Here is a 23,606-nt window from a genome sequence, read left to right as displayed (position 1 = left end):
TCGGCGGCCTCCTTGAGACACTTTGTTTCGACTACTCTGCGAACCAGGCACCAGTCCCGCGCGAATTGGTATCGGAATACCATTCCATTGTCAGGTTGCCGTTGCGTCCGGCAAGCTCACCTTCCTTGCCTTGCAGCGCACCGACGCAGCCGAGCGGAGTTTCCGGCCCGGGCTCGCCAATGAAATTGCAACCATAGGCCAGCGCAGCAACGCCGCCTTCCTCCCTTGTGGTGCAAGCGAGGTGAATCGCAAAAATGCCGCCATCGGGCTGATCGGTGCCGACGCATTTAACGCTTCCCGTGTTCACCGTCCCGTCGGCATAGGTTGTGGTGTAAGCACCTTCTACCACTCCGCCCTGGTATTGCGGACCATCGGGTCCAACGATGCCGCCGATCTGTTCAACCGGCTGCCAAACCACTTCGTAGGTAAAGCTCTGTGCGTTGGCCGTGCCGCTGGCCAGAAGTGCTGCGCCAATTAGTGCGGAAAATGCAACTTTCTTCATCGGATTCCTCCCCGAATCATTGTTGCGACCACGAAGTATGTTAACATTTTTGCAAGGGACAGTCGATCAAGCGCTTCTCAGATGCGCTGCCGCAATGGCGACTGCGAGCGCATCGGCGGCATCGGCCCCCGCAATTTCGGCTCCGGGAAGCAGCACTTTCAGCATCGCTTGCACCTGAGTTTTGTCAGCTCCGCCAGTTCCGACGACAGCCTTTTTGACCAGCCGCGCGGCGAATTCCTGCACGTCCAGAGCGCCCGCACCGCACGCGGCGAGCACCGCTCCGCGCGCTTGAGCCAGCTTCAGCGTGGATTGCGCATTCTTGTTCACGAAGACTTCCTCGCATGCAGCGCGATCTGGCTGGTGTTCGGCGATGACCTGGCGGACTGCCTCGTGCAGCTGATTAAGGCGCTCAACCATCGGCGCCTTCGGGTCGGTCTTCACCTGTCCGTTCGCGATGTGCGCGATGCGCGACCCTTCTGCGCGGATGAGTCCCCACCCGGTGCAGCTGAGCGAAGGGTCGAGACCGAGGACGATCATCGCCCTACAATCCGATCCGAAGACCAAGTCGCCACGCCAACGCGAGCAGGAACGCCGCGCCTAACGCGATTGCAAAAGTCCATTCCTTCCAGCCCACGCTCCGCTGCCTCAGGCGTCGAGCTTCTCCATCACATCATCGCTGATTTCGTAATTGCCCCAGACGGTCTGAACGTCATCATCATCGTCGAGCGCATCGATCAGCTTGAGCAGGGTGCCGGCAGCTTTTTCGTCCATATCGACCGTGATGTTCGGCTTCCACGCCAGTTTGACTTCCTTCGCTTCGCCCAGTGCCTTTTCGAGCGACGATGCCACCTCGTGCAAATCTTCTGCTGCGGTCCAGATTTCGTGACCGTCTTCGCTGGACGCGATATCCTCGGCACCGGCTTCCATGGCCGCTTCAAGAACCTTGTCTTCGTTGCCTGCATCTGCGGGGTATTCGATGTAGCCGAGCCGCTCGAAACCATGGGCGACCGAACCCTCGGTGCCCAGATTGCCGCCATTCTTGCTGAAGGCCGTGCGCACGGCCGTCGCAGTTCGATTGCGATTGTCGGTCAGAGCCTCGACAATGATCGCGCTACCGCCCGGGCCGTAGCCTTCGTAGCGAACCTCTTCGTAATTCTCGTCATCGCCTGCGGTCGCCTTGTCGATGGCGCGTTGGATGTTGTCCTTCGGCATGGACTGCGCCTTGGCCGTGTTGACCGCCAGCCGGAGACGCGGGTTCATGTCGGGATCCGGAGTGCCCATCTTGGCCGCGACAGTGATTTCGCGGCTGAGCTTGGAAAACAGGTTGGAGCGTTTCTTGTCCTGCGCTCCCTTGCGGTGCATGATGTTCTTGAATTTGGAATGGCCTGCCATGAGAACTCTTTTTGCTTGTCTAAAGCGAACAAATTGAGCCATCGCATTAGCCCGATGAGCGATGTGACCACAAGCCCTGTAACAACCTCCGAAATCGACAACGTCTTCGGCGACGGGCGGAGTGGCGGCGCGCTCTTACCGGCGGCAACGGCCACGGCCGAGTGGCGCCGATACCTCGGATTTCTCCGCCGGCCGGTCTTGCCGGAAACGGTCGGAGATGCAGCTCAGCCCGCTAAGGCAAGCCTGCGGATGCTGGGGCTCGATCTGATCATCATGACAGCCTTCATCGGTGTTCTGATGGCAATTGTTGCGACAGGCGTGGAGCTGCCTGAAAACCTCAACAGCACGCTGGAGATGAACCTTCTCACCGTCGCGCTGGTGGTCGTTGTCGCACCGGTCATGGAGGAGGTCGTCTTTCGCAGCTGGCTCTCAGGGAAGCCAGGCTATCTGGTGGCCCTCGGCGTGCTCGTAGCGAGCGGGCTGGTCGCCGCCATGTTCGCTGCGTCAAACACCGGAGATGATGCCCAGATGAGAGCAGGCGGTGCTGTCATTGCGGGCTTGCTAGTGGCTGCGGCTATCCTGTTTGCGCTGCGAAAGCGCCCACCGATGCGCTGGTTTCGCACTTTCTTTCCGGCGCTTTTCTGGGTTAGCACACTGGCTTTCGCTCTGGTTCATCTGTTCAATTACACCGAAGGCGCGAGCGCTATATTGTTACCGCTGGTTCTGCCGCAGTTCGTTCTCGGGTCGATGGCCGCTTACGTGCGGGTGCATTACGGACTGAGCTTCGCGATCGGCCTGCACGCCGCTCATAACGGTTTTGCGCTCGGCATCGCTGCGCTGGCAATGAGCGCAGGACTGGAAGGTTAGGGCTCTATGTTGAAATGGTGCGCCACTTCTTCGGCGACGGACAACTTGCGATAAAGGGAGAGGGGAGCTTTGTCCCCTGCATCGGCCTGTATGAACATCATCCAGACGCCGCGTCCCCGCGCAACATTGCCCGCCTCGCGGATAAGCCTCGTCGCGATGCCTCGCCTCCGGAACTCTTCAGCCACCGCGAGGTCGTATATGAAAAGCTCGGAACGGTTTTGCTCGAACTTCGGCAGGACATAAGCGGTTAGGGCGCCAATCGCCCTGGCCTTGTCCAACGCGACCAATAGGACTGCATCGTCATTGCTGAGCAGTTCGTTCGACCCAGCTTCGGTCGGTGGATCCCCCAGATACTCATCGAGCTCGCCGAATGCCTCGCCATAGAGCCGATTGACCTGGGGCAGCAGCGCGGCGTCCGCATCACCGAGCCGCCGGATCTCGATCATGTCAGATCTTCACCGCCGTGCCACTGGCGCTCACCATGAGCATCGAACCAGTGTCACCGATCACTTCATAGTCGAGATCGACCCCCACCACGGCGTTGCCTCCGCGGCTTGCACATTCAGCCTGCAATTCCTCGATCGCCTGCTCGCGCGCATCGGCAAGTATTCGCTCATAGCTGCCTGAACGCCCGCCGACGATGTCGCGGATATTGGCAAACAGGTCACGAAATAGGTTCGCGCCAACAATCACCTCGCCCACAACGATGCCGCAATATTCCTGGATCGGCTGCCCCTCGACAGTGGGCGTCGTTGTGACAATGATCCCGCGCGCGTCTTTCCATTCTCTTGGCACTGAATACCTCCCTTGGTAAGTGTGTTATACATATAAAACACAGAGGCGAGATTTCAACATCGAGCCAGAGCCTATCAGCCCATGCCAAGCGCCGCCTTGTAAGTATCGAGGATCATTTCCTGCTCGCTGCGATCATCCGGCTTCATCTTACGCAAGCGTACGATCTGGCGCATGATCTTGGCATCGTAACCCACCGCCTTTGCCTCGGCATAGACGTCGCGGATGTCGTCGGCGATGCCCTTCTTTTCTTCTTCGAGCCGTTCGATGCGTTCGATCAGCAGGCGCAGGCGGTCGTCGGTGGCTTCAGCCATGTATTGGTAACTCCAATGAATTGAGAATCGGTCGGAGCATTGAATAGGGAGGACCGTGCGCGGGCAAAAGTGCGCTTTTGCACAAACGCAGGTTTTTGCGCTGGAAAAGTCAGCGCAGATCGGGCTTGTTCTTCTTCAGGCTCGCTTCCATCGCTGCAATTTGCGCTTCTGTTGTCGGGATTTGCTTTTCCGCTTTCCATTGATCCATCGGCATTCCGTGGATCAGCTCCCTGGCCGTTGCCTTGTCTCCATCATATCCTGCTTCGCGGATCCAGTCAGCGAGGCAATTGCGGCAAAAGCCCGCAAGTCCCATCAGTTCGATGTTCTGCGCATCGTGTCGGTGGCGCAGATGCCGAACCAGCCGCCGGAACGCCGCCGCGGCCACGGCATCGTCCAATGCATCGAGCGGCTGGGGTGAATTCGTATCCGCAGTGTCGGTGGCCATGTGACTATTCCTTGAGTTGCAAAACTTCCGTGCCATAGCTGTCCCCCTCACAGGGAATTTTCCAATCTATGGCACGACACGATCAATCGAGGATCGACCCGCGCGGTCGCAAGGTCAAGATTTTGGCCACGATAGGCCCCGCGAGCAGCTCGCCGGAGATGCTTCGCCGCCTGTTTAAATCCGGAGCGGATGCCTTCCGCGTGAACATGAGCCACGGTTCGCACGAGGACCATGCGAGCGCGATCAAGCATATCCGCGCGCTGGAGAAGGAATTTCGCCGACCCATTGCCATACTGGCCGATCTGCAAGGGCCGAAATTGCGGGTCGGCACTTTCAAGGACGGCAAGGCCACCATCCGTCATTCGGGGCATTTCACGCTCGACCGGGACGAGACGCCCGGTGATGAGAGCCGCGTATGCCTACCGCATGCGGAACTGTTCGGTATCTTGGAACGCGGGCAGCGGCTTCTGATCAACGACGGGAAGATCCGGCTCAAGGTGAAGGAAGCAGACGATGAACGCATCTTCTGCACGGCGGAAGTCGGCGGAGTGATCTCGAACCGCAAAGGCGTGAATGTGCCCGATGCAGAAGTTCCGATCCCGGCGCTCACCCAGAAGGACCGCAACGATCTTGCCTTCGCCGTGCAGCAGGGTGTCGACTGGATTGCGCTGTCTTTCGTGCAGCGGCCCGACGACATGGCGGAAGCGCGCAAGCTCGTCGCCTCTCATGGCGGCAAATCGGTAGCGCTCTGCGCAAAGATCGAAAAACCTCAGGCGGTCAATCGCCTGTCCGAAATCATAGATATGTCAGATGGCATCATGGTCGCCCGCGGGGATCTGGGCGTCGAGCTGGAGCCGCACGAAGTGCCTCCTTTACAGAAGCGGATCGTCAACGCGGCAAGGCGGGCGGGCAAGCCTGTGATCGTTGCCACCCAAATGCTCGAATCGATGATCGAGAGTCCGATACCGACAAGAGCAGAGGTGTCAGACGTCGCCAACGCCGTGTATGATGGCGCCGATGCAGTTATGCTGTCGGCCGAAAGCGCAGCGGGCGATTGGCCGCAGGAATCGGTGGCTATGATGCATTCCATCGCACGCGAAGTGGAGCGGGACGAGGGATATATCGAACGCGTTCGCTTTCTCGAAACGCCGCCTGACGCCACAACCTCCGATGCGCTTGCACACAGCTGCATGACGATCGCCGACACGGTGTCCATCAGTGCGATAACCGTCTTTACCGCGAGCGGCTCGACCGCGCGGCGTGTGGCGCGAGAGCGACCGGACACGCCCGTCCTGGTGCTGACGCCTTCGATGCGGACCGCGCGCCGGGTGCAATTGCTTTGGGGAACGCATGCGGTCGCGACCAAGGATATCGGCAGTTTTGAAGAGATGATAGCCAAGGGCAAGCGCATGGCACTGCGGCACGGTTTCGGCCAGGCAGGCTCGAAGCAGATCGTGCTCGCTGGCGTACCATTCGGAACGCCGGGGTCGACTAATCTGCTGCATATCGTGACACTAACAGGTGATGAGCTGGAAAAGCACAACGGTTGAACCGTGACCAAGACGGCAGCAAGCGCTTGACGCACTGTAGCGGTGGTATAGTACACCAGTACGGTGCGCGCGCCGTTGAACCTATTCCAGCCTAGGAGCCAGTCCCATCACCAAATCTATCGCCTTCGCCACTAGTGCAGCATTCACCATGGCAGTTGCAGGCTTTCCTGCGACTGCACTAGCCGAAAAAACCCAAAAGCAGGTCGCAAGTCAGTTGGAGGAGCTGGACGCACGTCTCTTCGAAGCCGCATTCGAAAGCTGCCAGATCGACATCGTTTCCGGGCTGATCTCCGATAACATAGAGTTTTACCATGATCGGGATGGCCTGTCCTACACTGGACACGAAGCGTTCATCGCTGACGTCGCCAGAGATTGCGAGACGGGGTCGGCGGGCGGCAAGCGCGTGCTAGTTCCAGGCAGCATCTCGACCCATATGATCGGCGAATTTGGCGCAATGCAGATGGGCGTGCACGAATTCCACCAGATCATGCCTGATGGTGAAAGCATCCCGCGCGAGCGAGGGTCGTTCATTCACTTGTGGGAGAGAAAAAATAGCGCCCCGTCTGGTTGGCAGATCTCGCGCATTATCAGCTATGATCACGAAGGCGTCGAGCCGGGTTGAGGCCAAGTCAATTGAAAAGGGAGGGCATTGCCAACAAGAACCAGTGCCCTCCTAGCGAACCAACCCGCGTGCTGCATTTGCAGCTCAGGTAGGCGCGATGTCCTTGCGATAATCAATCCCGCACGCGTCCAATGCCTCCTTCACCGTGCGGTGGAAGCTGCATTGCTGCGAGTTTAGCGTTGCAAGGCTGTCCTTAACCGGCTGATGGGCCGCGGCGAGGCGGACCTCGATCCCTCCTTCATACAGCCTTTGGACGAGCCTCTTCAGCATCGCCACTCCACTTGCGTCGACTGCGTTGACCGCGCGCATGTCGAGAACGAGGCAGTCGATGCCCTCATGTTTGCCTAGCTGAGAAAAAACGGCGTCTTCGATAAAGGCGGCATTCGCGAAGAAGATCGAGCGGTCCACGCGGACCACCAATGCAGGGTCGTCACTCGGTTCGATGCTGTCGCGATCGACGGATCTGAACGACTCGCCGTCATCGTTGGTGCCTACGCGGGTGACGCGCGGGAGCGAAGAGAACCAGAGGTGGTGTGCTGCAGCTGCCAATGCGCCCACAAGCAGGCCAAGTTCCACGCCGAGAGCCAGAGTCGCCGTAAACGCGATCGCGATAATCACGCCCTCATATCGATCGTGATGCCAGACATCGCGCATCTCGCGCAGCTTCACCAAGCCGAAGACGGCACTGATCACCAGTGCGGCCAGCGCCGTCTTCGGCAAATATCCAAGCAAAGGCGCCAAGAAGAAAATCGTCGCCAGCACGAGCGAGGCGGCGATGACCGATGCAAATGGTGATTTTGCGCCGCTATCCTCCACCAATGCCGACCGGCTCAGGCTCGCACCCACCGCATAGCCGCCGGACATCGCGGCGCCGACATTGCCAAGGCCGAGCGCGAGCGCTTCGCGGCTGGTGTCGAGCTCGCTCCGATCACTTCCGGCGAGCGATTTGGCAACAGCCGTGGCCGTGACGAAAGTAACGACCGCCACCGCCAGTCCGCTCGGCAGCAACTTGAGCCACAAAGCGGGGTCGAGAGGAGGTAGCGCTACCGAAGGAAGTCCGCCCGATGGCGCTTCAACCCGGGCAACCGTATCGGCGAAATTTCCCGCGACGAAAGCAGCGCCAATGATGACGAGGAGCGGCAAAGACTTCGCGATCGCCTGCCGCCACGGGGGCCGAATTCCGATCTTCCAGGCGGCTGGCGCAGCATATCGGTCGAGCGCAAACAGGAGGACCGCAGCCGCGGCACCGATCGCGGCAGTCATCGGCTGCCAATCGGGAAGAACTTCGAGGAACTCTCTTAACGCAGCGGGCAGGTTGCCTGCCCGCTCGGGGTTGGTTCCGACCAGCGTCGGAAGCTGGCTCGTAAAGATCAGGATCGCCACCGCCGCGGTAAAGCCGAGCAGTACGGGTTCGCTGACGAAGTTGACGAGCCGGCCCAATCCGAACGCGCCCAGCACCGCGAGGATCGTGCCCGACTGGATCGCGATGATCGCGGCGGCGGCGGCTGGCTGGACCCCCGAACCAGACGCGGCCTCTGCGATGACGAGCGATATGAGCGCCACCGGACCGACGGAAACGAATGGGCTTGTCCCAAACAGTAGGTAGAGGACGGGAGGCAGCAAGGCGGCGTAAAGTCCGGTTTCGGGCGGAAGGCCTGCAAGCTGCGCATACGCCATGACCTGAGGAATCAGGAGAATCGCGAGGATCGTGCCCGCGATCCCGTCGGCAAGAGCCGCTCGGCCGTCATAATCACCAATCCAGCTGAAATCGGGCATAAGAGTGCGAACATTCATCGAAATGTTCGCTTAGATGTTTGTTTCTTGCGTGTTTTTCGGTCGGTCACCTGAGGACAACGCTACCCGGCAGCAGCTCGTTCCAGCCGTGCCCTAGTTTTGGTTTCACCGATGAGCGGCAGCAATTCGCCCATATCCGGTCCGTGATCCATGCCGGTGAGCGCCTGGCGCAGCGGAAGAAACAGTGCTTTGCCCTTTCTCCCGGTAGTTTCCTTCAAAGCGGAGGTGAGCTCGACCCATGGATCTTTGCTCCATCTCAGGTGATTAACAGCCTGACCGAGATAAGCGCGGTCGGCGTCTGAAAAGTCGACGTGCTCGATCGGGCCGGTGACCAGACCCCACCATTCCTCCGCATCGTCCAGAATATCGATATTAGGCTGAATTGCGTGCCACCCGGCTTCATCCATCCCTTCGGGCAGGCGATGCTTCACCGCGTCATAGGGCATTGCGTGGACAAGAGCGGTGTTGATCCGCTCCAGATCGGCGTCGTCGAATTTTGCAGGTGCGCGGCCGAAAGTCGAAAGGGCGAATGTATCGAGCAGTTTCGCACGGTCGCTTATTGCTTCCACGGGCAATGAAGTTCCAAGCCTCGCCAGAACTGCGATGATGGCTTCGGGTTCGATGCCGCGTTTCCTCAGGCTGTCACACCCCAGCGACCCCAGACGTTTGGACAACTTGCCTTCCCTGCCCACGAGCAGCGCTTCGTGCGCGAATGCGGGGACGACAGCATCCATCGCCGTAAACATCTGGATCTGTACGGCCGTATTGGAGACATGATCTTCGCCCCGGAGCACCTGAGTGACACCCATATCGATATCGTCGACCGTGCTCGGCAGCATATAGAGCCACGACCCATCGGCGCGGCGGATGACCGGGTCGGATAGCAGCCTGGGATCGAATTTGGAGGCGCCCCGAATCCCGTCTTCCCAACTGATCTCTTCTTCGTGATCGAGTTTGAAGCGCCAATGCGGCGCGATGCCTTCCGCCTCCTTGGTCGCACGCTCCTCATTGCTCATGTCCAATGCGCCGCGATCATAGATCGGTGGGAGGCCGCGCCCGAGCTGGACTTTGCGTTTGAGTTCCAGTTCCTGCTGCGTCTCATAGGCCGGATAGATCCGCCCTGCCTCACGCAATGCCTGGAAGGCGGTCTCATATTTGTCGAGACGCTTCGACTGACGCTCTTCGCGATCGGCTGTCAGCCCCAGCCATGCGAGATCCGCCCGGATAGCCTCGACATATTCCTCTTTGGAACGCGCCGCGTCGGTATCGTCGATGCGCAGAATGAATTCGCCGCCCGCTTTGCGGGCAAGCATCCAGTTGTGGAGCGCCGTGCGGATATTGCCGACATGCAATCGGCCTGTGGGCGACGGTGCAAAACGAGTTGTGGTCATCCCGTGTCCGGTAAACAGCACGGCGGCCTGCGGCAAGGATTACGATGACGGTGCAGCGTTGGCCTCCGCCGCGACGAGTCCTAGCACCGCGTCCCACAGTCGGTGGATGCGGTCCGGCCTGACAAGCCCATCGATCGCGCCCTCGAATCCGGCTCTATCGCACCGTGCTGCGCAATCGACCAATGTGCCCGCCGTCATCTCATCATGTGAGAGCAATTGGCAGCAAAAGCGCGAAACATGCACGGCCTCGGGCCAGCAAGAAGATATCGCTTGGGTCAGGGCTAGTGCACGCGCGGCAACCTCTACGCTGCCGAGCCTGACCGCGAGCTCTGGCACTGGGTCGCGCCGGACCCGGTCGTGGAGGGCAATTAGCCGGAGAGAATAGACGAAGCGTGCACCTTGCGGGGAAAGGCAACTTATCTGAGGCGGTTCAACCAAGCGCGCGATCGTCGATTGGCGGGCAGCGGAAGGAAGGTTGTTGGATGGCATGAATTTCCGATTCCTGTCTCAGTCAGGCCAATCGGTACACTTATTGCAACTGCGTCGCAATAGCCAATGCCTCCAGTATCGATTTGAGTTTAAACATGGCATAGCGCGCGCGAGCGGCGACAAAGTACGCGGCACAAAAGAAAAACCCCGCCAGAGCCTTTGCTCCAGCGGGGTTGTCTCGTTTTGCGGTCTGTAACGCGTTTATTCAGCCGCAGGAGCGTCTCCGCCGCCCGCTGAACCGCCCATAGCGGCCTTCATCGCGTCTTCGCTCGACACGGGGTCCGCTGCTGGCTCCGGCTCGACAGCGCTTTCGGCTGCCAGCTTTTCCTGCTGCTTCTTCCATTGCGCCTTGAGCGCGGCGTCACGGCTGGAAGCCGTCACGCGCATACGGTTCATGCCGGCCCCGGTTCCCGCCGGAATCAGGCGTCCTACGATCACGTTTTCTTTGAGACCGATCAACGTGTCCTTCTTGCCCTCGACCGAAGCCTGGGTGAGCACGCGGGTCGTTTCCTGGAAAGACGCAGCCGAGATGAAGCTGCGGGTTTGCAGCGACGCCTTGGTGATGCCGAGCAGGATAGGTGTGCCCTCTGCAGGCTCCTTGCCCTTGCCAAGCTTCGCATTGGCCTCATCCATCTCTTCGCGATCGACCTGCTCACCCGGAAGCAGCACGGTGTCGCCGCCCTTGGTGATCTCGACCTTCTGCAGCATCTGGCGAACGATCACCTCGATGTGCTTGTCGTTGATCTTCACGCCCTGCAGTCGGTACACTTCCTGGATCTCGTTCACGAGATACTCGGCAAGTGCTTCGACGCCCATGACTTCGAGGATGTCGTGCGGGTTCGGCGCGCCGGAAATCAGGGTATCCCCCTTCTTCACGAAGTCGCCTTCCTGAACGTCGATCACCTTGGTCTTGGGGATCAGGTACTCGACTGCATCACCTTCCTCGGGAATGATCGCGATTTTCCGCTTCGCTTTGTATTCGCGAACGAATTCGATCTTGCCCGAAATCTTGGCGATAACCGACATGTCTTTTGGCAGGCGGGCCTCGAACAGCTCGGCAACACGCGGCAGACCGCCGGTGATGTCGCGCGTCTTTGCAGCTTCGCGGCTGGCACGAGCAAGGATGTCACCCGCCTCAACCGTCTGGCCGTCCTCGACCGACAGCGTCGTACCCGGAGCCAGCATGTAACGCTGCGCTTCAGTTTCGTCCGCATCGGTCTGACCTTCGCCGAGAAGAGTCATGCGCGGACGCAGTTCCTCTTTCTTTTTCCGGCCCGTCGCCCGATTTTCGGTCACGACGCGCTGTGCGATACCAGTGGCATCGTCGGTCTGTTCCTCGAGAGTCGTACCTTCGACGAGATCCTGATACTTCACGACACCCGATTGTTCAGTGATGATCGGAAGCGTGAAGGGATCCCATTCAGCGAGACGATCGCCTTCCTTCACCTTGGCGCCATCCTTGAACATGATCACCGTACCATAAGGCACCTTGTGCATTTCACGTTCGCGTCCCTCGGCATCGATGACGGCGATTTCGCCGTTCCGGGCGAGTGACAGGATGCGGCCCTTCTTGTCGACGATGGTCGGCATATCGCGCAATTCGATCGTGCCATCGGAAATCGCTTCCAGATGGCTCGTTTCGTTGAGCTGCGCCGCACCGCCGATGTGGAAGGTACGCATGGTCAGCTGCGTGCCCGGTTCCCCGATCGACTGCGCTGCGATCACGCCGACGGCTTCGCCGATATTGACCGGCGTACCGCGGGCTAGGTCACGGCCATAACAGGTGCCGCATACGCCCTGATCGGCTTCGCAGACCAGTGGTGAGCGAATCTTGGCCGACTGAACTTCAGCCGCTTCGATTTCCTTCACCATCGGTTCGTCGATCAGAGTGCCCGCCTTCACGATGACCTCATCGGTCGCCGCGTTGACGATATCCTCTGCCACGGTACGGCCCAGGATACGCTCGCCGAGCGAAGCGATCACGCTGCCGCCTTGAACGATAGCGCGCATTTCCAGCGCGTTGTCGGTCTTGCAGTCCTCAACGACGATCGTGCAGTCCTGCGATACGTCGACCAGACGGCGGGTCAGATAACCCGAGTTCGCCGTCTTGAGCGCCGTATCCGCGAGGCCCTTACGAGCGCCGTGGGTCGAGTTGAAGTATTCAAGAACGGTCAGGCCTTCCTTGAAGTTCGAGATGATCGGCGTTTCGATGATCTCGCCCGACGGCTTGGCCATGAGGCCGCGCATGCCGGCAAGCTGTTTCATCTGCGCAGGCGAACCACGCGCACCGGAATGGCTCATCATGTAGATCGAATTGATCTCTGCCTCGCGTCCGTCCTTGTCGATCGGCTGCGACTTGATCTCTTCCATCATGGCATCCGCCACCTGGTCACCGCAACGGCTCCAGGCGTCGATCACCTTGTTGTACTTTTCCTGCTGGGTGATGAGACCGTCCTGATATTGCTGCTCGTAATCAGCAACCAGCGACTTGGTTTCTTCAACCATCTTAATCTTCGAGTCAGGGATGATCATGTCATCCTTGCCGAAGGAAATGCCGGCCTTGAACGCGTGGCGGAAGCCGAGAACCATGATGGCATCGGCGAACAGCACGGTGTCTTTCTGACCGGTGTGACGATAGACCTCGTCGATCACGTCACCGATATCTTTTTTGGTCAGCAGACGATTGATGATGTCGAAAGGAACCTTGTGGTTCTTCGGTAGGCATTCACCAATTAGCATGCGGCCAGGTGTCGTTTCGAAGCGCTTGAGCACCACGTTGCCATCTTCATCGGCCTGCGGAACGCGGGCGAGGATTTTGGTGTGAAGCGTAACGGCCTTGGTCTCGAGCGCCTGGTGCACTTCTGCCATGTCGGCGAACCGCGGCAGTATCTCGACCTTGGTGCCATCCTCGTTCTCGAGATATTCAGGCGCTTTTTCCTGACGTTGCATCGAGAGATAATAGAGGCCGAGGACCATGTCCTGCGAAGGCACGATGATTGGCTTGCCGTTGGCGGGCGACAGGATGTTGTTGGTCGACATCATCAGCACGCGCGCTTCCAGCTGCGCTTCGAGCGACAGCGGCACGTGAACGGCCATTTGGTCGCCATCAAAGTCAGCGTTAAAGGCCGAGCAGACCAGCGGGTGAAGCTGGATTGCCTTGCCCTCGATCAGCACGGGCTCAAACGCCTGAATGCCGAGACGGTGAAGCGTCGGCGCACGGTTCAGCAGAACCGGGTGTTCGCGGATCACTTCGTCGAGAATATCCCAGACTTCCTTGCGCTCCTTCTCGACCCACTTCTTCGCCTGCTTGAGGGTCATGGAAAGACCCTTGGCATCGAGGCGGGCGTAGATGAACGGCTTGAACAGCTCGAGCGCCATCTTCTTGGGCAGGCCGCACTGGTGCAGCTTAAGTTCGGGGCCGGTCACGATGACCGAACGACCCGAATAATCGACGCGCTTACCGAGCAGGTTCTGGCGGAAGCGGCCCTGCTTGCCCTTGAGCATGTCGCTGAGCGATTTCAACGGACGCTTGTTCGCGCCGGTGATGACGCGGCCGCGGCGGCCATTGTCGAACAGCGCATCGACGGCTTCTTGAAGCATACGCTTTTCGTTGCGGACGATAATGTCCGGCGCGCGCAGTTCGATCAGACGCTTCAAGCGGTTGTTACGGTTGATGACGCGGCGATAGAGATCGTTGAGATCCGACGTCGCGAACCGGCCACCATCGAGCGGCACCAGCGGACGCAGCTCTGGCGGGATCACGGGGATCACTTCGAGGATCATCCATTCCGGGCGGTTGCCGGAATCGATGAAGCTTTCGACGACCTTGAGCCGCTTGATGATCTTCTTCGGCTTGAGCGTCGACTTGGTGGTCGCCAGCTCTTCCATCAGATCGTCGCGCTCCTGCTCGAGATCGAGGTCCATCAGCATGACCTTGACCGCTTCGGCGCCGATATCGGCGGAAAACGCGTCTTCGCCATACTCGTCCTGCGCTTCGAGCAGCTCGTCTTCGGTCAGCAGCTGGAATTTCTCAAGCGGGGTCAGACCCGGCTCGATCACCACATAGCTTTCGAAATAGAGGATGCGCTCAAGCTGCTTGAGCTGGATGTCGAGCAGCAGGCCGATGCGCGACGGCAGCGACTTGAGATACCAGATGTGAGCAACCGGAGCGGCCAGTTCGATGTGGCCCATACGCTCACGGCGCACCTTGGTCACGGTGACTTCAACGCCGCACTTCTCGCAGACGACGCCCTTGTACTTCATCCGCTTGTACTTGCCGCACAGGCATTCGTAGTCCTTTACCGGACCGAAGATGCGCGCGCAGAACAGGCCGTCACGCTCAGGCTTGAACGTGCGGTAATTGATGGTTTCCGGCTTCTTGATCTCGCCGAACGACCAGCTGCGGATGCGCTCTGGCGAGGCGATCCCGATCTGGATCTGGTCAAAGGTTTCCGGCTTGGCCAGCTGGTTCGTGAATTTGGTCAGTTCGTTCATTTTTCACATTCCCTTACGGGTGAATTCTTGAGGGCGGTTGGAGGTAGGGGACGTTTCGCCCCTCACCTTATTCAGCCGCCTCCGGCCATTCGTCGTCGCCCTCTTCGCCGTCGGACAGCGATTTCAGTTCGACGTTCATGCCCAGCGAGCGCATTTCCTTGACGAGCACGTTGAAGCTCTCCGGAATGCCCGCCTCGAAGGTGTCATCGCCCTTGACGATGGCTTCGTAGACCTTGGTCCGGCCCACCACGTCATCCGATTTGACGGTGAGCATTTCCTGCAGGGTATAGGCAGCGCCATATGCCTGCAGTGCCCAGACCTCCATCTCACCGAAGCGCTGTCCGCCGAACTGCGCCTTACCGCCCAGCGGCTGCTGGGTGACGAGCGAGTACGGACCGATCGAGCGAGCGTGGATCTTGTCATCGACCAGGTGGTGCAGCTTGAGCATGTAGATGATGCCCACTGTCACCTTGCGGTCGAATGCCTCGCCGGTGCGACCATCGAACAGGACCGACTGGCCCGAACTGTCGATACCGGCTTTGACCAGCATGTCCGATACGTCCGGCTCACGCGCACCGTCGAACACTGGCGTACCCATTGGGACACCTGCCGATAGGTTCTGTGCAAGTTCGACGATCTGCGGGGCCGAACGGCTTTCGAGATCTTCGAAATACTGCTCGCCATAAACGTCTTTCAGGCGTTCCACGACCGCTTCGGGCGGTTTCGCATCGGCGTAGTCTTCAGCAGCGTTCGGATTGGCCGCTTTCCACTCTCCGAGTTTTTCGGCGATGTCCATGCCGAGCGCGCGAGCCGCGAAACCGAGATGGGTTTCGAAGATCTGACCGACATTCATACGCGAAGGCACACCCAGAGGGTTCAGCACGAGATCTACCGCAGTGCCATCTTCGAGGAACGGCATGTCCTCGACCGGCAGGATGCGCGAAATCACACCCTTGTTCCCGTGGCGTCCTGCCATCTTGTCGCCCGGCTGAAGCTTGCGCTTCACGGCGACGAAGACCTTGACCATCTTGAGCACGCCCGGCGCCAGTTCGTCACCGCGTTCGAGCTTTTCCTTACGGTCCTCGAACTTGGCATCGATCCCAGCGACGGCTTCGTCATACTGCGCCTTGATCGCTTCGATCTGCGCCTGGCGTCCATCTTCGGCGACAGCGAACTTGAACCATTCGTGACGTTCGACTTCGTCGAGGACTTCCTCAGTGATCTCGGTGCCCTTCTTCACACCCTTCGGAGCAGCTGACGCGGTCTGACCGATCAGCATGTCCTTCAAACGGTTGTAAGTGGCACGGTTCAGAATGGCGCGTTCGTCCGCAGCATCCTTGCCAAGACGTTCGATCTCTTCGTTCTGGATAGCACGCGTACGGTCATCGATCTCGATACCGTGGCGGTTGAAGACACGAACTTCGACGATGGTACCGGCAACACCCGGCGGTAGACGCAGCGACGTATCACGCACATCGGACGCTTTCTCACCGAAGATGGCGCGCAGAAGCTTTTCTTCCGGCGTCATCGGGCTTTCGCCCTTTGGCGTGATCTTGCCGACCAGGATATCGCCCGGGTGCACCTCGGCACCGATATAGACGATGCCCGCTTCGTCGAGGTTGCGCAGAGCTTCCTCGCCGACATTCGGAATGTCGCGGGTGATGTCCTCGGGGCCAAGCTTGGTATCGCGAGCCATCACTTCGAACTCGTCGATATGGATCGAGGTGAACACGTCGTCTTTCACGATGCGTTCGCTGATCAGGATCGAGTCTTCGTAGTTGTAGCCATTCCACGGCATGAAGGCGACGAGGCTGTTCTTGCCCAGCGCCAGTTCACCCAGATCGGTCGAGGGACCGTCGGCGATGATGTCGCCTGCCTCGATCGTCTCGCCCACCTTCACCAGCGGACGCTGATTGATGCAGGTGTTCTGGTTGGAACGCTGGAATTTCTGCAGCGTGTAGATGTCGACGCCCGACCGGCCCTCTTCGACATCGCCGATCGCGCGGATCACGATGCGAGTGGCGTCGACCTGATCGACGATACCACCGCGCTTGGCAGCAATCGCAGCGCCCGAATCGCGCGCAACAGTTTCTTCCATACCGGTGCCAACCCACGGTGCCTCTGCCTTCACAAGCGGCACTGCCTGGCGTTGCATGTTCGAGCCCATGAGCGCGCGGTTGGCGTCATCGTTTTCGAGGAATGGGATGAGCGAGGCTGCGACCGACACGAGCTGTTTCGGCGAAACGTCCATCAACGTGACAGTTTCGCTCGGAGCCATCAGGTTGTCGCCAGCCTGACGTGCGGAGATCAGTTCCTCGACAAAGGTGCCGTCAGGATTGAGCTCGGCGGAGGCCTGCGCAACGGTGTGCTTCTGCTCTTCCATTGCGGAAAGGTAGATCACATCGCCGGTGACACTGTTGCCTTCAACCTTGCGATAAGGCGTTTCGATAAAGCCGTATTTGTTGACCCGGCTGAAGGATGCCAGCGAGTTGATCAGGCCGATGTTCGGGCCTTCCGGCGTTTCAATCGGGCAGATACGGCCATAGTGGGTCGGATGAACGTCGCGGACTTCGAAGCCTGCACGCTCACGGGTTAGGCCACCTGGGCCAAGCGCTGAGACGCGGCGTTTGTGGGTGACCTCGGAAAGAGGGTTGGTCTGGTCCATGAACTGCGACAGCTGCGAGGAGCCGAAGAATTCACGTACTGCGGCCACAGCCGGTTTCGCGTTGATCAGATCGTTCGGCATGACGGTCGAAACATCGACGCTGCTCATGCGCTCTTTCACGGCGCGCTCCATGCGCAGCAGGCCGACGCGGTACTGGTTTTCCAGCAGCTCGCCTACCGAACGAACACGGCGGTTGCCGAGGTTGTCGATGTCGTCGACGTCGCCCTTGCCGTCCTTGAGCCCGACAAGTTCCTTGACCACGGCGAGGATATCTTCCTTGCGCAAAGTGGTCACGGTGTCTTCGGCATCGAGCTCGAGACGCATGTTGAGCTTTACGCGCCCGACAGCCGAAAGGTCATAGCGCTCACCGTCGAAGAACAGGCCTTCGAAGAGCGCCTCGGCGGTTTCCTTGGTCGGCGGTTCGCCCGGACGCATCACCTTGTAGATAGCCTCTAGGCCTTCATCGCGGTTCTCGGCCTTGTCGACCTTCAGCGTGTTGCGGATCCACGGACCGGTGTTGATCTCGTCGATATCAAGCAACTCGATGCTGTCGATACCGGCATTGTCGAGCGCCTCGATATGCTCGAGGGTCAGCTCGTCGCCCGCCTCAACATAGATGCGGCCGGTGCTTTCGTCGATCATATCACGCGCAGCATAGCGGCTGACGATTTCTTCGGTCGGCAGCAGCAGTTCGGTGAGGCCGTCTTTTGCCGCCTTGTTCGCGGCGCGCGGGCTGATCTTCTGATTGGCTGCGAACACTTCTTCGCCGGTCTTGGCATCGACCAGCGCAAAGGCCGGTTTTTGACCGCGCCATGCTTCGGCGACGAACGGAATTTTCCAGCCGTCTTTGGCACGTTCCCAGACGACCGTGTCGTAGAAGTGATGCAGGATCGCTTCGCTATCGAGGCCTAGCGCATACAGCAGCGCGGTGACCGGCAGCTTCCGCTTGCGGTCGATACGAACATTGACGATGTCCTTGGCGTCGAATTCAAAATCGAGCCAGCTGCCACGATACGGGATTACGCGTGCGGCGAACAGCAACTTGCCGGAAGAGTGCGTCTTGCCGCGATCATGGTCGAACAGCACACCGGGCGAACGGTGCATCTGCGACACGATCACACGCTCTGTACCGTTGATGATGAAGGTGCCGTTGTCCGTCATGAGCGGCATGTCGCCCATGTAAACGTCCTGCTCCTTGATATCGAGGACGGAGCGGGTTTCGGTTTCCTGGTCGACTTCGAACACGATCAGGCGCAGCGTTACCTTCATCGGTGCCGCATAGGTGATGCCGCGCTGGCGGCATTCGGTCGTGTCGTATTTTGGCGGCTCAAGCTCGTAATTGACGAAATCGAGCTCGGCGGTTCCAGCAAAATCGCGGATCGGGAAAACGCTGCGCAGCGTCTTTTCGAGGCCTGAGACATAGTCGATTGATGGGTCGGATCGGAGGAACTGTTCGTAGCTTTCGCGCTGAACCTCAATCAGGTTCGGCATGTCGATTACTTCGTGAATGTCGCCGAAAATCTTGCGGATGCGCTTTTTCGCCGTGCCCTCTGCCTTACGGCTACGGAGCTTGTTCGAGGTTGCTGGAGCTTTCGCCTTGGTCGCCATGGAGGTGATTCGCCTCTTGATATGATGCGAGCGGGAAGAAGGCCCCCTCGCCTGGAAATTGTGTTCACGTCACGCGAAGCCGGACCCATAAACGACGCAAAAGAGCCGCACGCCTCGGAGCGAACCCTTCCGGGCCGCTGGGGTGCAGCTGATCTATTCGTCGCGATATGGCTAACGCCGCTTCTATTCTGGAACCGGTTCCCGCGCATGAACCGGACTGTCTCGAGGCTGGCGTGTGAGGGCTACTTAAGAAGCCTGTTGGATTTGTAAAGAGCGTGATGCGTGTTGCGGAATTATTTCCTCCTGCGTGCACCCCGCCTCTGCACTCACTCGGCAGGAAAAGCCAGACAACGCAAGGAGCATCGCATCGGCGACTGTCAGCGCGCAGCCGTCCACTGCAGCGGGCAGAGCATCCCCGAGAAACGATATCTAGCATATCGTTTTTCAATATTATTGATTGACAATAAAACGAATCACCCGTAGATCGAAATTATCGAAAAACGATATTACGCTTATAGGAGATCGATATGTCACGCACTTTCACTCACTCGCTCGCAGCTTTCGCCGCGATTTTTCTGACGCTCAGCTCGATCGGCACGGTCATCACCGTCCCGCCTGCACAGGCGCATGTCTCGCCGGATTTTCCGGTGGTGATCGAGCTCGCCTGAACTTTGACAAGCAAGGGGAACAACCATGAAAGCCGAATTTAACGACCCGCTTCTGCTCGCAGGCAAGGTCCTGACTCTCATAATGCAAGGACTGATGGCCCTCGCCGGTGCGGTGCTCACCATCATGATCCCGGTCGTTTTGCTATTTCAGGACGAGATAAACGCAGAGATAGCTGAGGAGCATGCGGAAATCATCACCTCCCTCCCCGCGATGCCGCTTGTCGGGGTGTTCCTGCTCATAATAGCGATCGTCACTCTGACGTTCCTGTTTTTCGGGAAATTGCGCGCGATCATAGGAACCGTCGGAGAGCGCGATCCCTTCGTCCCGGAAAACGCATCGCGCCTGAACGTCATGGCCTGGCTATTGCTTGCAGTACAAGCGCTGATGATTCCGGCCGCAGGTCTAGGACTGCTCGTTGCTGAGTGGGCAAACCAATTCGAAGAGGCCGATGTCACCGCCGACTTCGGTTTCGATTTCGACCTGACCGCCATTCTCATGGTCGTCACGCTGTTCATCCTTGCCCGAGTGTTCAAAATTGGCGCAGCGATGCGTGAAGATCTTGAAGGGACCGTCTGATGCCAGCTGATGATGAAGGAGCAACGATCATGGTCAAACTCGACGACCTGCTGCACGAACGCCGCATGACGCTTACGGAACTCGCGGAACGCGTCGGCCTCACTCTCGCCAACCTTTCGATCCTCAAGACCGGCAAGGCCAAGGCGATCCGGTTCTCCACCCTCGCCGCGATCTGCCGCGAGTTGGGGTGCCAGCCGGGCGATTTGCTACGCTTCGAAAGTGACGACGCATGAGTTCATTGTCGAAATGGGGCGGCGCTTCCGCACTGGCGATTGCCGCCTCCTACATTTTCGGTTTCGCCATGTTTCTGGGCGTGATCGACCGGACAGGATATGAAAGGGGCGCTGGGGACATCGCTTTTGTGATCGATCAACACGCAATGATGTCACTGGCCCTCATTGTCCTTTACCCCCTGGCAGCATCCGCTCTTTGTATCCTGGTTGTCGCTCTGCGCCGTGCAGTGCCGGACAGCGGGTGGGGCGAAGTCGCAGCGATATTCGGCGGAATATGGGCCGCATTGCTTTTCGCTAGTGGATTCGTCGGGCTGAGCGGTATGCAGGCCGTCGTTTCGCTCGCAGATGATGCTCCCGATATGGCGCAGAGCACATGGGCGGCCGTCGCTACCATTCAGGATGCGCTCGGCGGCGGGATCGAACTGGTTGGTGGCATTTGGATGGCACTGGTCAGTTGGATGACCATGCGCTCCGGCATTGTTCCGCGCGCTCTGGCATGGACCGGAATGTTTTTTGGTGCCGTCGGATGCGCGACTGTTATTCCGGATTTCGGCGATCTCGTCGACATATTTGGACTAGGCCAGATCCTATGGTTCAGCTGGATCGGCGTGGTGCTGCTGCGCGCTCCCTCCAAGACGATCTAACTTGACTTTCGGGGCGTGCACGATAAATGCCCGCTCCGACCACTCCGGTGGTCATCCGTCCGAGACAGTTGCTGAACGGAATATGCCGTTCTTAATTTGCAGCCTAGGCGGGGAAACGAGATTTCTCGCAGGTCTTCACGGCCTGCAACCGAGCCTTAGGGTTCACCCTCCTTCCCTTGTCGAATGGACTTTGCCTTGTCGGTTAGCGGCAGGGCAAAACGTGAGCCGGTCGTTTGGGCGCAATCCCGGGCGGCCATTAGTGAAGGAGTAAGGCATGGATCGTTCGCAAAAAGCCGACGCGGTTGCTCAGCTCAATGCAGTCTTCAACGAGGTGGGCGTGGTGGTTGTCACCCGCAATCTCGGCCTGACGGTGGATCAGTCCACTGAATTGCGCTCGAAGATGCGTGAAGCTGGTGCATCCTACAAGGTTGCGAAGAACCGTCTCGCCAAGCTCGCCCTGAAAGACACCGATTATGTCGGGATCGATGAATATCTCACCGGTCCGACCGCGCTGGCATGGTCTGAAGACCCTGTCGCAGCCGCCAAGGCTGCTGTCGAATTCGCAAAGTCGAACGACAAGCTGGAAATCGTCGGTGGATCGATGGGCACGCAGGTGCTCGACGAAGCCGGGGTCAGGGCGCTTGCCTCGATGCCGAGCCTCGATGAGCTGCGCGGCAAGCTCGTAGGGTTGGTCAACGCTCCGGCAACGAAGGTTGCCCAGTTGATGAATGCACCTGCGAACAAGCTTGCCCGTGTGTTTGGCGCATATGCCGCCAAGGACGCTGCATAAGAGCTTTACGAAGAGACGATTTCGCAAACGCGATTTTACATGTGTTTGGGGTGTGACCTTGTCAGGCCACCCCGTTTGAATTGGAGTGAACATCATGGCTGATATTGCCAAGCTTGTTGAAGAACTTTCGAAGCTGACCGTCCTCGAGGCGGCTGAACTGGCCACCGCTCTTGAAGAAGAGTGGGGCGTGAGCGCTGCTGCGGCTGTCGCTGTTGCTGGCCCTGCTGCTGGCGGCGGTGAAGCTGCTGCTGAAGAAAAGGACGAATTCGACGTCATCCTTACCGGCGACGGCGGCAAGAAGATTCAGGTGATCAAAGAAGTCCGTGCGATCACCGGTCTCGGCCTCACCGAAGCCAAGGGTCTCGTCGAAGGCGCGCCGAAGCCGCTCAAGGAAGGCGTCAACAAGGCAGAAGCCGAAGAGATCAAAGGCAAGATCGAAGCAGCTGGCGGTACCGTCGAGCTCAAATAAGCTTCTTTCGGTTCTTACCGATCAGGAAAAGGGCGGTGCCAGACATGGTGCCGCCCTTTTTGCGTTCGCGCATGGCGGCAGGATGAATCAATCGGCGGCAGTGCGGTGCCGGTAGGTCACATTCACTCGCTCGGAAAGGAGGAGGTAGGGCAGCCATACCGCTGCGCTGATCAGCACCTTGGTCACATTCCCGTTGAGCAGGTCTGTCAGCGGCTCCGCCACTGACGCAGGCAGCCCGCCCACTTCCGCAAGCTGATTGGCGATGTGAAGCTGCATCAGGATATCGACGCTCCATGCGAAGAGCAGCATGCGCGGAAAGAGCGGAATTTTCCGGAGCGCCATGACGAAACACACCATGTAGAAGAAGCTGGTGATGACGACTTCCGCTGTCATCATCAGGAACATCGTCCGTCCCCACTCAGGTGCATGCGCGCTCATCGCGGGCACTGCGACGAAATACTCGCCGGTGCGCATGACTACGTTCAGCAGCAGGCCAATCAGCAGTGAGACCATGAATCCTACAATGCCGAAGGCAGGATTGATTTCGGCGCTTCCCCGCTCAAGCCGCCGCCACCGTCCGAATATCGCAAAGCGGGTGGTTGGCTGCGAAAGCGAACGTTCGCCGAGGAAGGCTCCGCGCGCAATCCAGTACCCCGCGCAGGGTGCCAGGATCACAAGCGTGTACCCTACCACGATGGGCATCGCATCGCCCAGATCGTGGATCACGCTCGGCGTATTAGAGAATTTCCAGAGCGCCAGCGGGATCGTGCAACATAGCCAGATGAGCGCCATGCGGATCATCCTGGTTTCGAGAAATTGCGCAATCGGGATGGTGCGCGCGAACAAGCTGTTGCCATAGTCCCGCAGGGCGCGGCGAAGTCGAGCTGCCAACCGCTTCATGAAGCGCTGTATCGCATGAAGCGAGGAGTAGCGGGAACGCATCGACGCAGCAAGCGAAGGCGGCCCAAGCGATTCGGAAGCGGTGTGGCAATTTTGCCTAGCACTTTGACCGTGATGCCACACCGTTAACTATTTGCATTCACGAAATCGCGGCCCAAGAACCTGAAAAGACCGGTTAATTTTCCGTTAGCAAATTCCGATTGACCGTGTGGGGCTTAATGCGGATTATTTGGATGTGCCGAGAGGGACTTGCGTAAATGGGCCGCGCGCTTGTGTGGCAAAAAAACAAACAAGGTCGCGCAAGTCCATTAACGATCACCCCGATCGGACATCAAAAAGGTTGACCGGAATTAGATGCCGGCGGCCTGCAAATCGTAAGTTGGTCCAGACTGAATATGTG

21 protein-coding genes are annotated in these 23,606 nt (G+C 58.9%); 9 read left to right on the top strand and 12 right to left on the bottom strand.

The window, feature by feature from the left end; genetic code table 11:
* Nucleotides 1-31: 31 nt before the first annotated feature.
* The 3 genes from KCG45_RS06800 to KCG45_RS06790 all read right to left on the bottom strand — a co-directional run bounded on the left by KCG45_RS06800 (nucleotide 32) and on the right by KCG45_RS06790 (nucleotide 1,894).
* Nucleotides 32-502 carry a hypothetical protein gene (locus KCG45_RS06800; RefSeq protein ID WP_218316290.1) on the bottom strand — a complete coding sequence of 157 codons (471 nt, stop codon included), beginning with the start codon at nucleotides 500-502 and terminating at the stop codon, nucleotides 32-34.
* A gap of 66 nt (nucleotides 503-568) precedes the next feature.
* A complete protein-coding gene (gene ruvC, locus KCG45_RS06795; protein ID WP_218316289.1) occupies nucleotides 569-1,039 on the bottom strand; it encodes a crossover junction endodeoxyribonuclease RuvC in 471 nt (156 codons plus the stop codon).
* A 108-nt stretch (nucleotides 1,040-1,147) separates the two neighbouring features.
* Nucleotides 1,148-1,894 carry a YebC/PmpR family DNA-binding transcriptional regulator gene (locus KCG45_RS06790; RefSeq protein WP_218316288.1) on the bottom strand — a complete coding sequence of 249 codons (747 nt, stop codon included), beginning with the start codon at nucleotides 1,892-1,894 and terminating at the stop codon, nucleotides 1,148-1,150.
* Between the two features lie 33 nt (nucleotides 1,895-1,927).
* Between KCG45_RS06790 and KCG45_RS06785 the strand changes: the two genes are divergently transcribed.
* The gene (locus KCG45_RS06785; RefSeq protein WP_218316287.1) at nucleotides 1,928-2,761 is read left to right on the top strand and encodes a CPBP family glutamic-type intramembrane protease; all 834 of its coding nucleotides are present in this window, start codon (nucleotides 1,928-1,930) and stop codon (nucleotides 2,759-2,761) included.
* On the opposite strand, the gene KCG45_RS06780 is transcribed toward KCG45_RS06785, so the two are convergent.
* The 4 genes from KCG45_RS06780 to KCG45_RS06765 form a co-directional block, all read right to left on the bottom strand.
* Complete coding sequence (locus tag KCG45_RS06780) at nucleotides 2,758-3,207, bottom strand: GNAT family N-acetyltransferase (protein WP_218316286.1); 450 nt, start codon at nucleotides 3,205-3,207, stop codon at nucleotides 2,758-2,760. The genes KCG45_RS06785 and KCG45_RS06780 overlap by 4 nt on opposite strands.
* A 1-nt stretch (nucleotide 3,208) precedes the next feature.
* Nucleotides 3,209-3,526 carry a heavy metal-binding domain-containing protein gene (locus KCG45_RS06775; RefSeq protein WP_218316497.1) on the bottom strand — a complete coding sequence of 106 codons (318 nt, stop codon included), beginning with the start codon at nucleotides 3,524-3,526 and terminating at the stop codon, nucleotides 3,209-3,211.
* A gap of 104 nt (nucleotides 3,527-3,630) precedes the next feature.
* A complete protein-coding gene (locus tag KCG45_RS06770; protein WP_190788839.1) occupies nucleotides 3,631-3,867 on the bottom strand; it encodes a DUF2312 domain-containing protein in 237 nt (78 codons plus the stop codon).
* Nucleotides 3,868-3,976: 109 nt separating this feature from the next.
* Nucleotides 3,977-4,312: a DUF1244 domain-containing protein gene (locus KCG45_RS06765; RefSeq protein WP_218316285.1), complete on the bottom strand. Its 336-nt coding sequence runs from the start codon at nucleotides 4,310-4,312 to the stop codon at nucleotides 3,977-3,979.
* 68 nt (nucleotides 4,313-4,380) lie between these two features.
* Here KCG45_RS06765 and pyk point away from each other — a divergent pair, with 68 nt between their 5' ends.
* Nucleotides 4,381-5,862: a pyruvate kinase gene (pyk, locus tag KCG45_RS06760; protein WP_218316284.1), complete on the top strand. Its 1,482-nt coding sequence runs from the start codon at nucleotides 4,381-4,383 to the stop codon at nucleotides 5,860-5,862.
* A 148-nt stretch (nucleotides 5,863-6,010) separates the two neighbouring features.
* Complete coding sequence (locus tag KCG45_RS06755) at nucleotides 6,011-6,484, top strand: DUF4440 domain-containing protein (protein WP_218316283.1); 474 nt, start codon at nucleotides 6,011-6,013, stop codon at nucleotides 6,482-6,484.
* Nucleotides 6,485-6,568: 84 nt separating this feature from the next.
* Here the strand turns inward: KCG45_RS06755 and KCG45_RS06750 are convergent, their stop codons facing one another.
* The 4 genes from KCG45_RS06750 to rpoB form a co-directional block, all read right to left on the bottom strand.
* Nucleotides 6,569-8,278 carry a SulP family inorganic anion transporter gene (locus tag KCG45_RS06750; protein ID WP_218316282.1) on the bottom strand — a complete coding sequence of 570 codons (1,710 nt, stop codon included), beginning with the start codon at nucleotides 8,276-8,278 and terminating at the stop codon, nucleotides 6,569-6,571.
* Between the two features lie 62 nt (nucleotides 8,279-8,340).
* On the bottom strand, nucleotides 8,341-9,669 hold the full coding sequence (gene gltX / locus KCG45_RS06745) for a glutamate--tRNA ligase (RefSeq protein WP_218316281.1): 1,329 nt from the start codon (nucleotides 9,667-9,669) through the stop codon (nucleotides 8,341-8,343).
* A 690-nt stretch (nucleotides 9,670-10,359) separates the two neighbouring features.
* A complete protein-coding gene (rpoC, locus tag KCG45_RS06740; protein WP_218316280.1) occupies nucleotides 10,360-14,652 on the bottom strand; it encodes a DNA-directed RNA polymerase subunit beta' in 4,293 nt (1,430 codons plus the stop codon).
* A 67-nt stretch (nucleotides 14,653-14,719) separates the two neighbouring features.
* The gene (rpoB, locus tag KCG45_RS06735) at nucleotides 14,720-18,925 is read right to left on the bottom strand and encodes a DNA-directed RNA polymerase subunit beta (RefSeq protein WP_218316279.1); all 4,206 of its coding nucleotides are present in this window, start codon (nucleotides 18,923-18,925) and stop codon (nucleotides 14,720-14,722) included.
* 527 nt (nucleotides 18,926-19,452) lie between these two features.
* On the opposite strand from rpoB, the gene KCG45_RS06730 reads away from it, so the two are divergent.
* The 6 genes from KCG45_RS06730 to rplL all read left to right on the top strand — a co-directional run bounded on the left by KCG45_RS06730 (nucleotide 19,453) and on the right by rplL (nucleotide 22,306).
* A complete protein-coding gene (locus tag KCG45_RS06730) occupies nucleotides 19,453-19,593 on the top strand; it encodes a hypothetical protein (protein WP_218316278.1) in 141 nt (46 codons plus the stop codon).
* Nucleotides 19,594-19,618: 25 nt separating this feature from the next.
* On the top strand, nucleotides 19,619-20,170 hold the full coding sequence (locus tag KCG45_RS06725; RefSeq protein WP_218316277.1) for a DUF2975 domain-containing protein: 552 nt from the start codon (nucleotides 19,619-19,621) through the stop codon (nucleotides 20,168-20,170).
* Nucleotides 20,170-20,403, top strand: coding sequence for a helix-turn-helix domain-containing protein (locus KCG45_RS06720; RefSeq protein WP_218316276.1), 234 nt, complete (start codon nucleotides 20,170-20,172; stop codon nucleotides 20,401-20,403). The genes KCG45_RS06725 and KCG45_RS06720 overlap by 1 nt, the downstream gene beginning before the upstream one ends.
* The gene (locus tag KCG45_RS06715; protein WP_218316275.1) at nucleotides 20,400-21,047 is read left to right on the top strand and encodes a DUF4386 family protein; all 648 of its coding nucleotides are present in this window, start codon (nucleotides 20,400-20,402) and stop codon (nucleotides 21,045-21,047) included. Before KCG45_RS06720 ends, KCG45_RS06715 begins: the two co-directional genes overlap by 4 nt.
* 274 nt (nucleotides 21,048-21,321) lie before the next feature.
* Nucleotides 21,322-21,837 carry a 50S ribosomal protein L10 gene (gene rplJ, locus KCG45_RS06710; protein WP_218316274.1) on the top strand — a complete coding sequence of 172 codons (516 nt, stop codon included), beginning with the start codon at nucleotides 21,322-21,324 and terminating at the stop codon, nucleotides 21,835-21,837.
* A 94-nt stretch (nucleotides 21,838-21,931) separates the two neighbouring features.
* Entirely contained in the window at nucleotides 21,932-22,306 is a 375-nt protein-coding gene (gene rplL, locus KCG45_RS06705; protein ID WP_218316273.1) for a 50S ribosomal protein L7/L12, read from the top strand.
* 87 nt (nucleotides 22,307-22,393) lie between these two features.
* Here rplL and KCG45_RS06700 read toward each other — a convergent pair whose 3' ends face one another.
* Nucleotides 22,394-23,206, bottom strand: a complete 813-nt coding sequence (locus tag KCG45_RS06700; protein WP_218316272.1) for a DUF2569 family protein — start codon at nucleotides 23,204-23,206, stop codon at nucleotides 22,394-22,396.
* Nucleotides 23,207-23,606 lie beyond the last annotated feature (400 nt).

This window comes from Erythrobacter ani, from assembly GCF_019204025.1.
Lineage (GTDB): Bacteria > Pseudomonadota > Alphaproteobacteria > Sphingomonadales > Sphingomonadaceae > Erythrobacter > Erythrobacter ani.
Note: the sequence above shows the minus strand (reverse complement) of the source record. Positions and strands in the feature narration are given on the sequence as shown.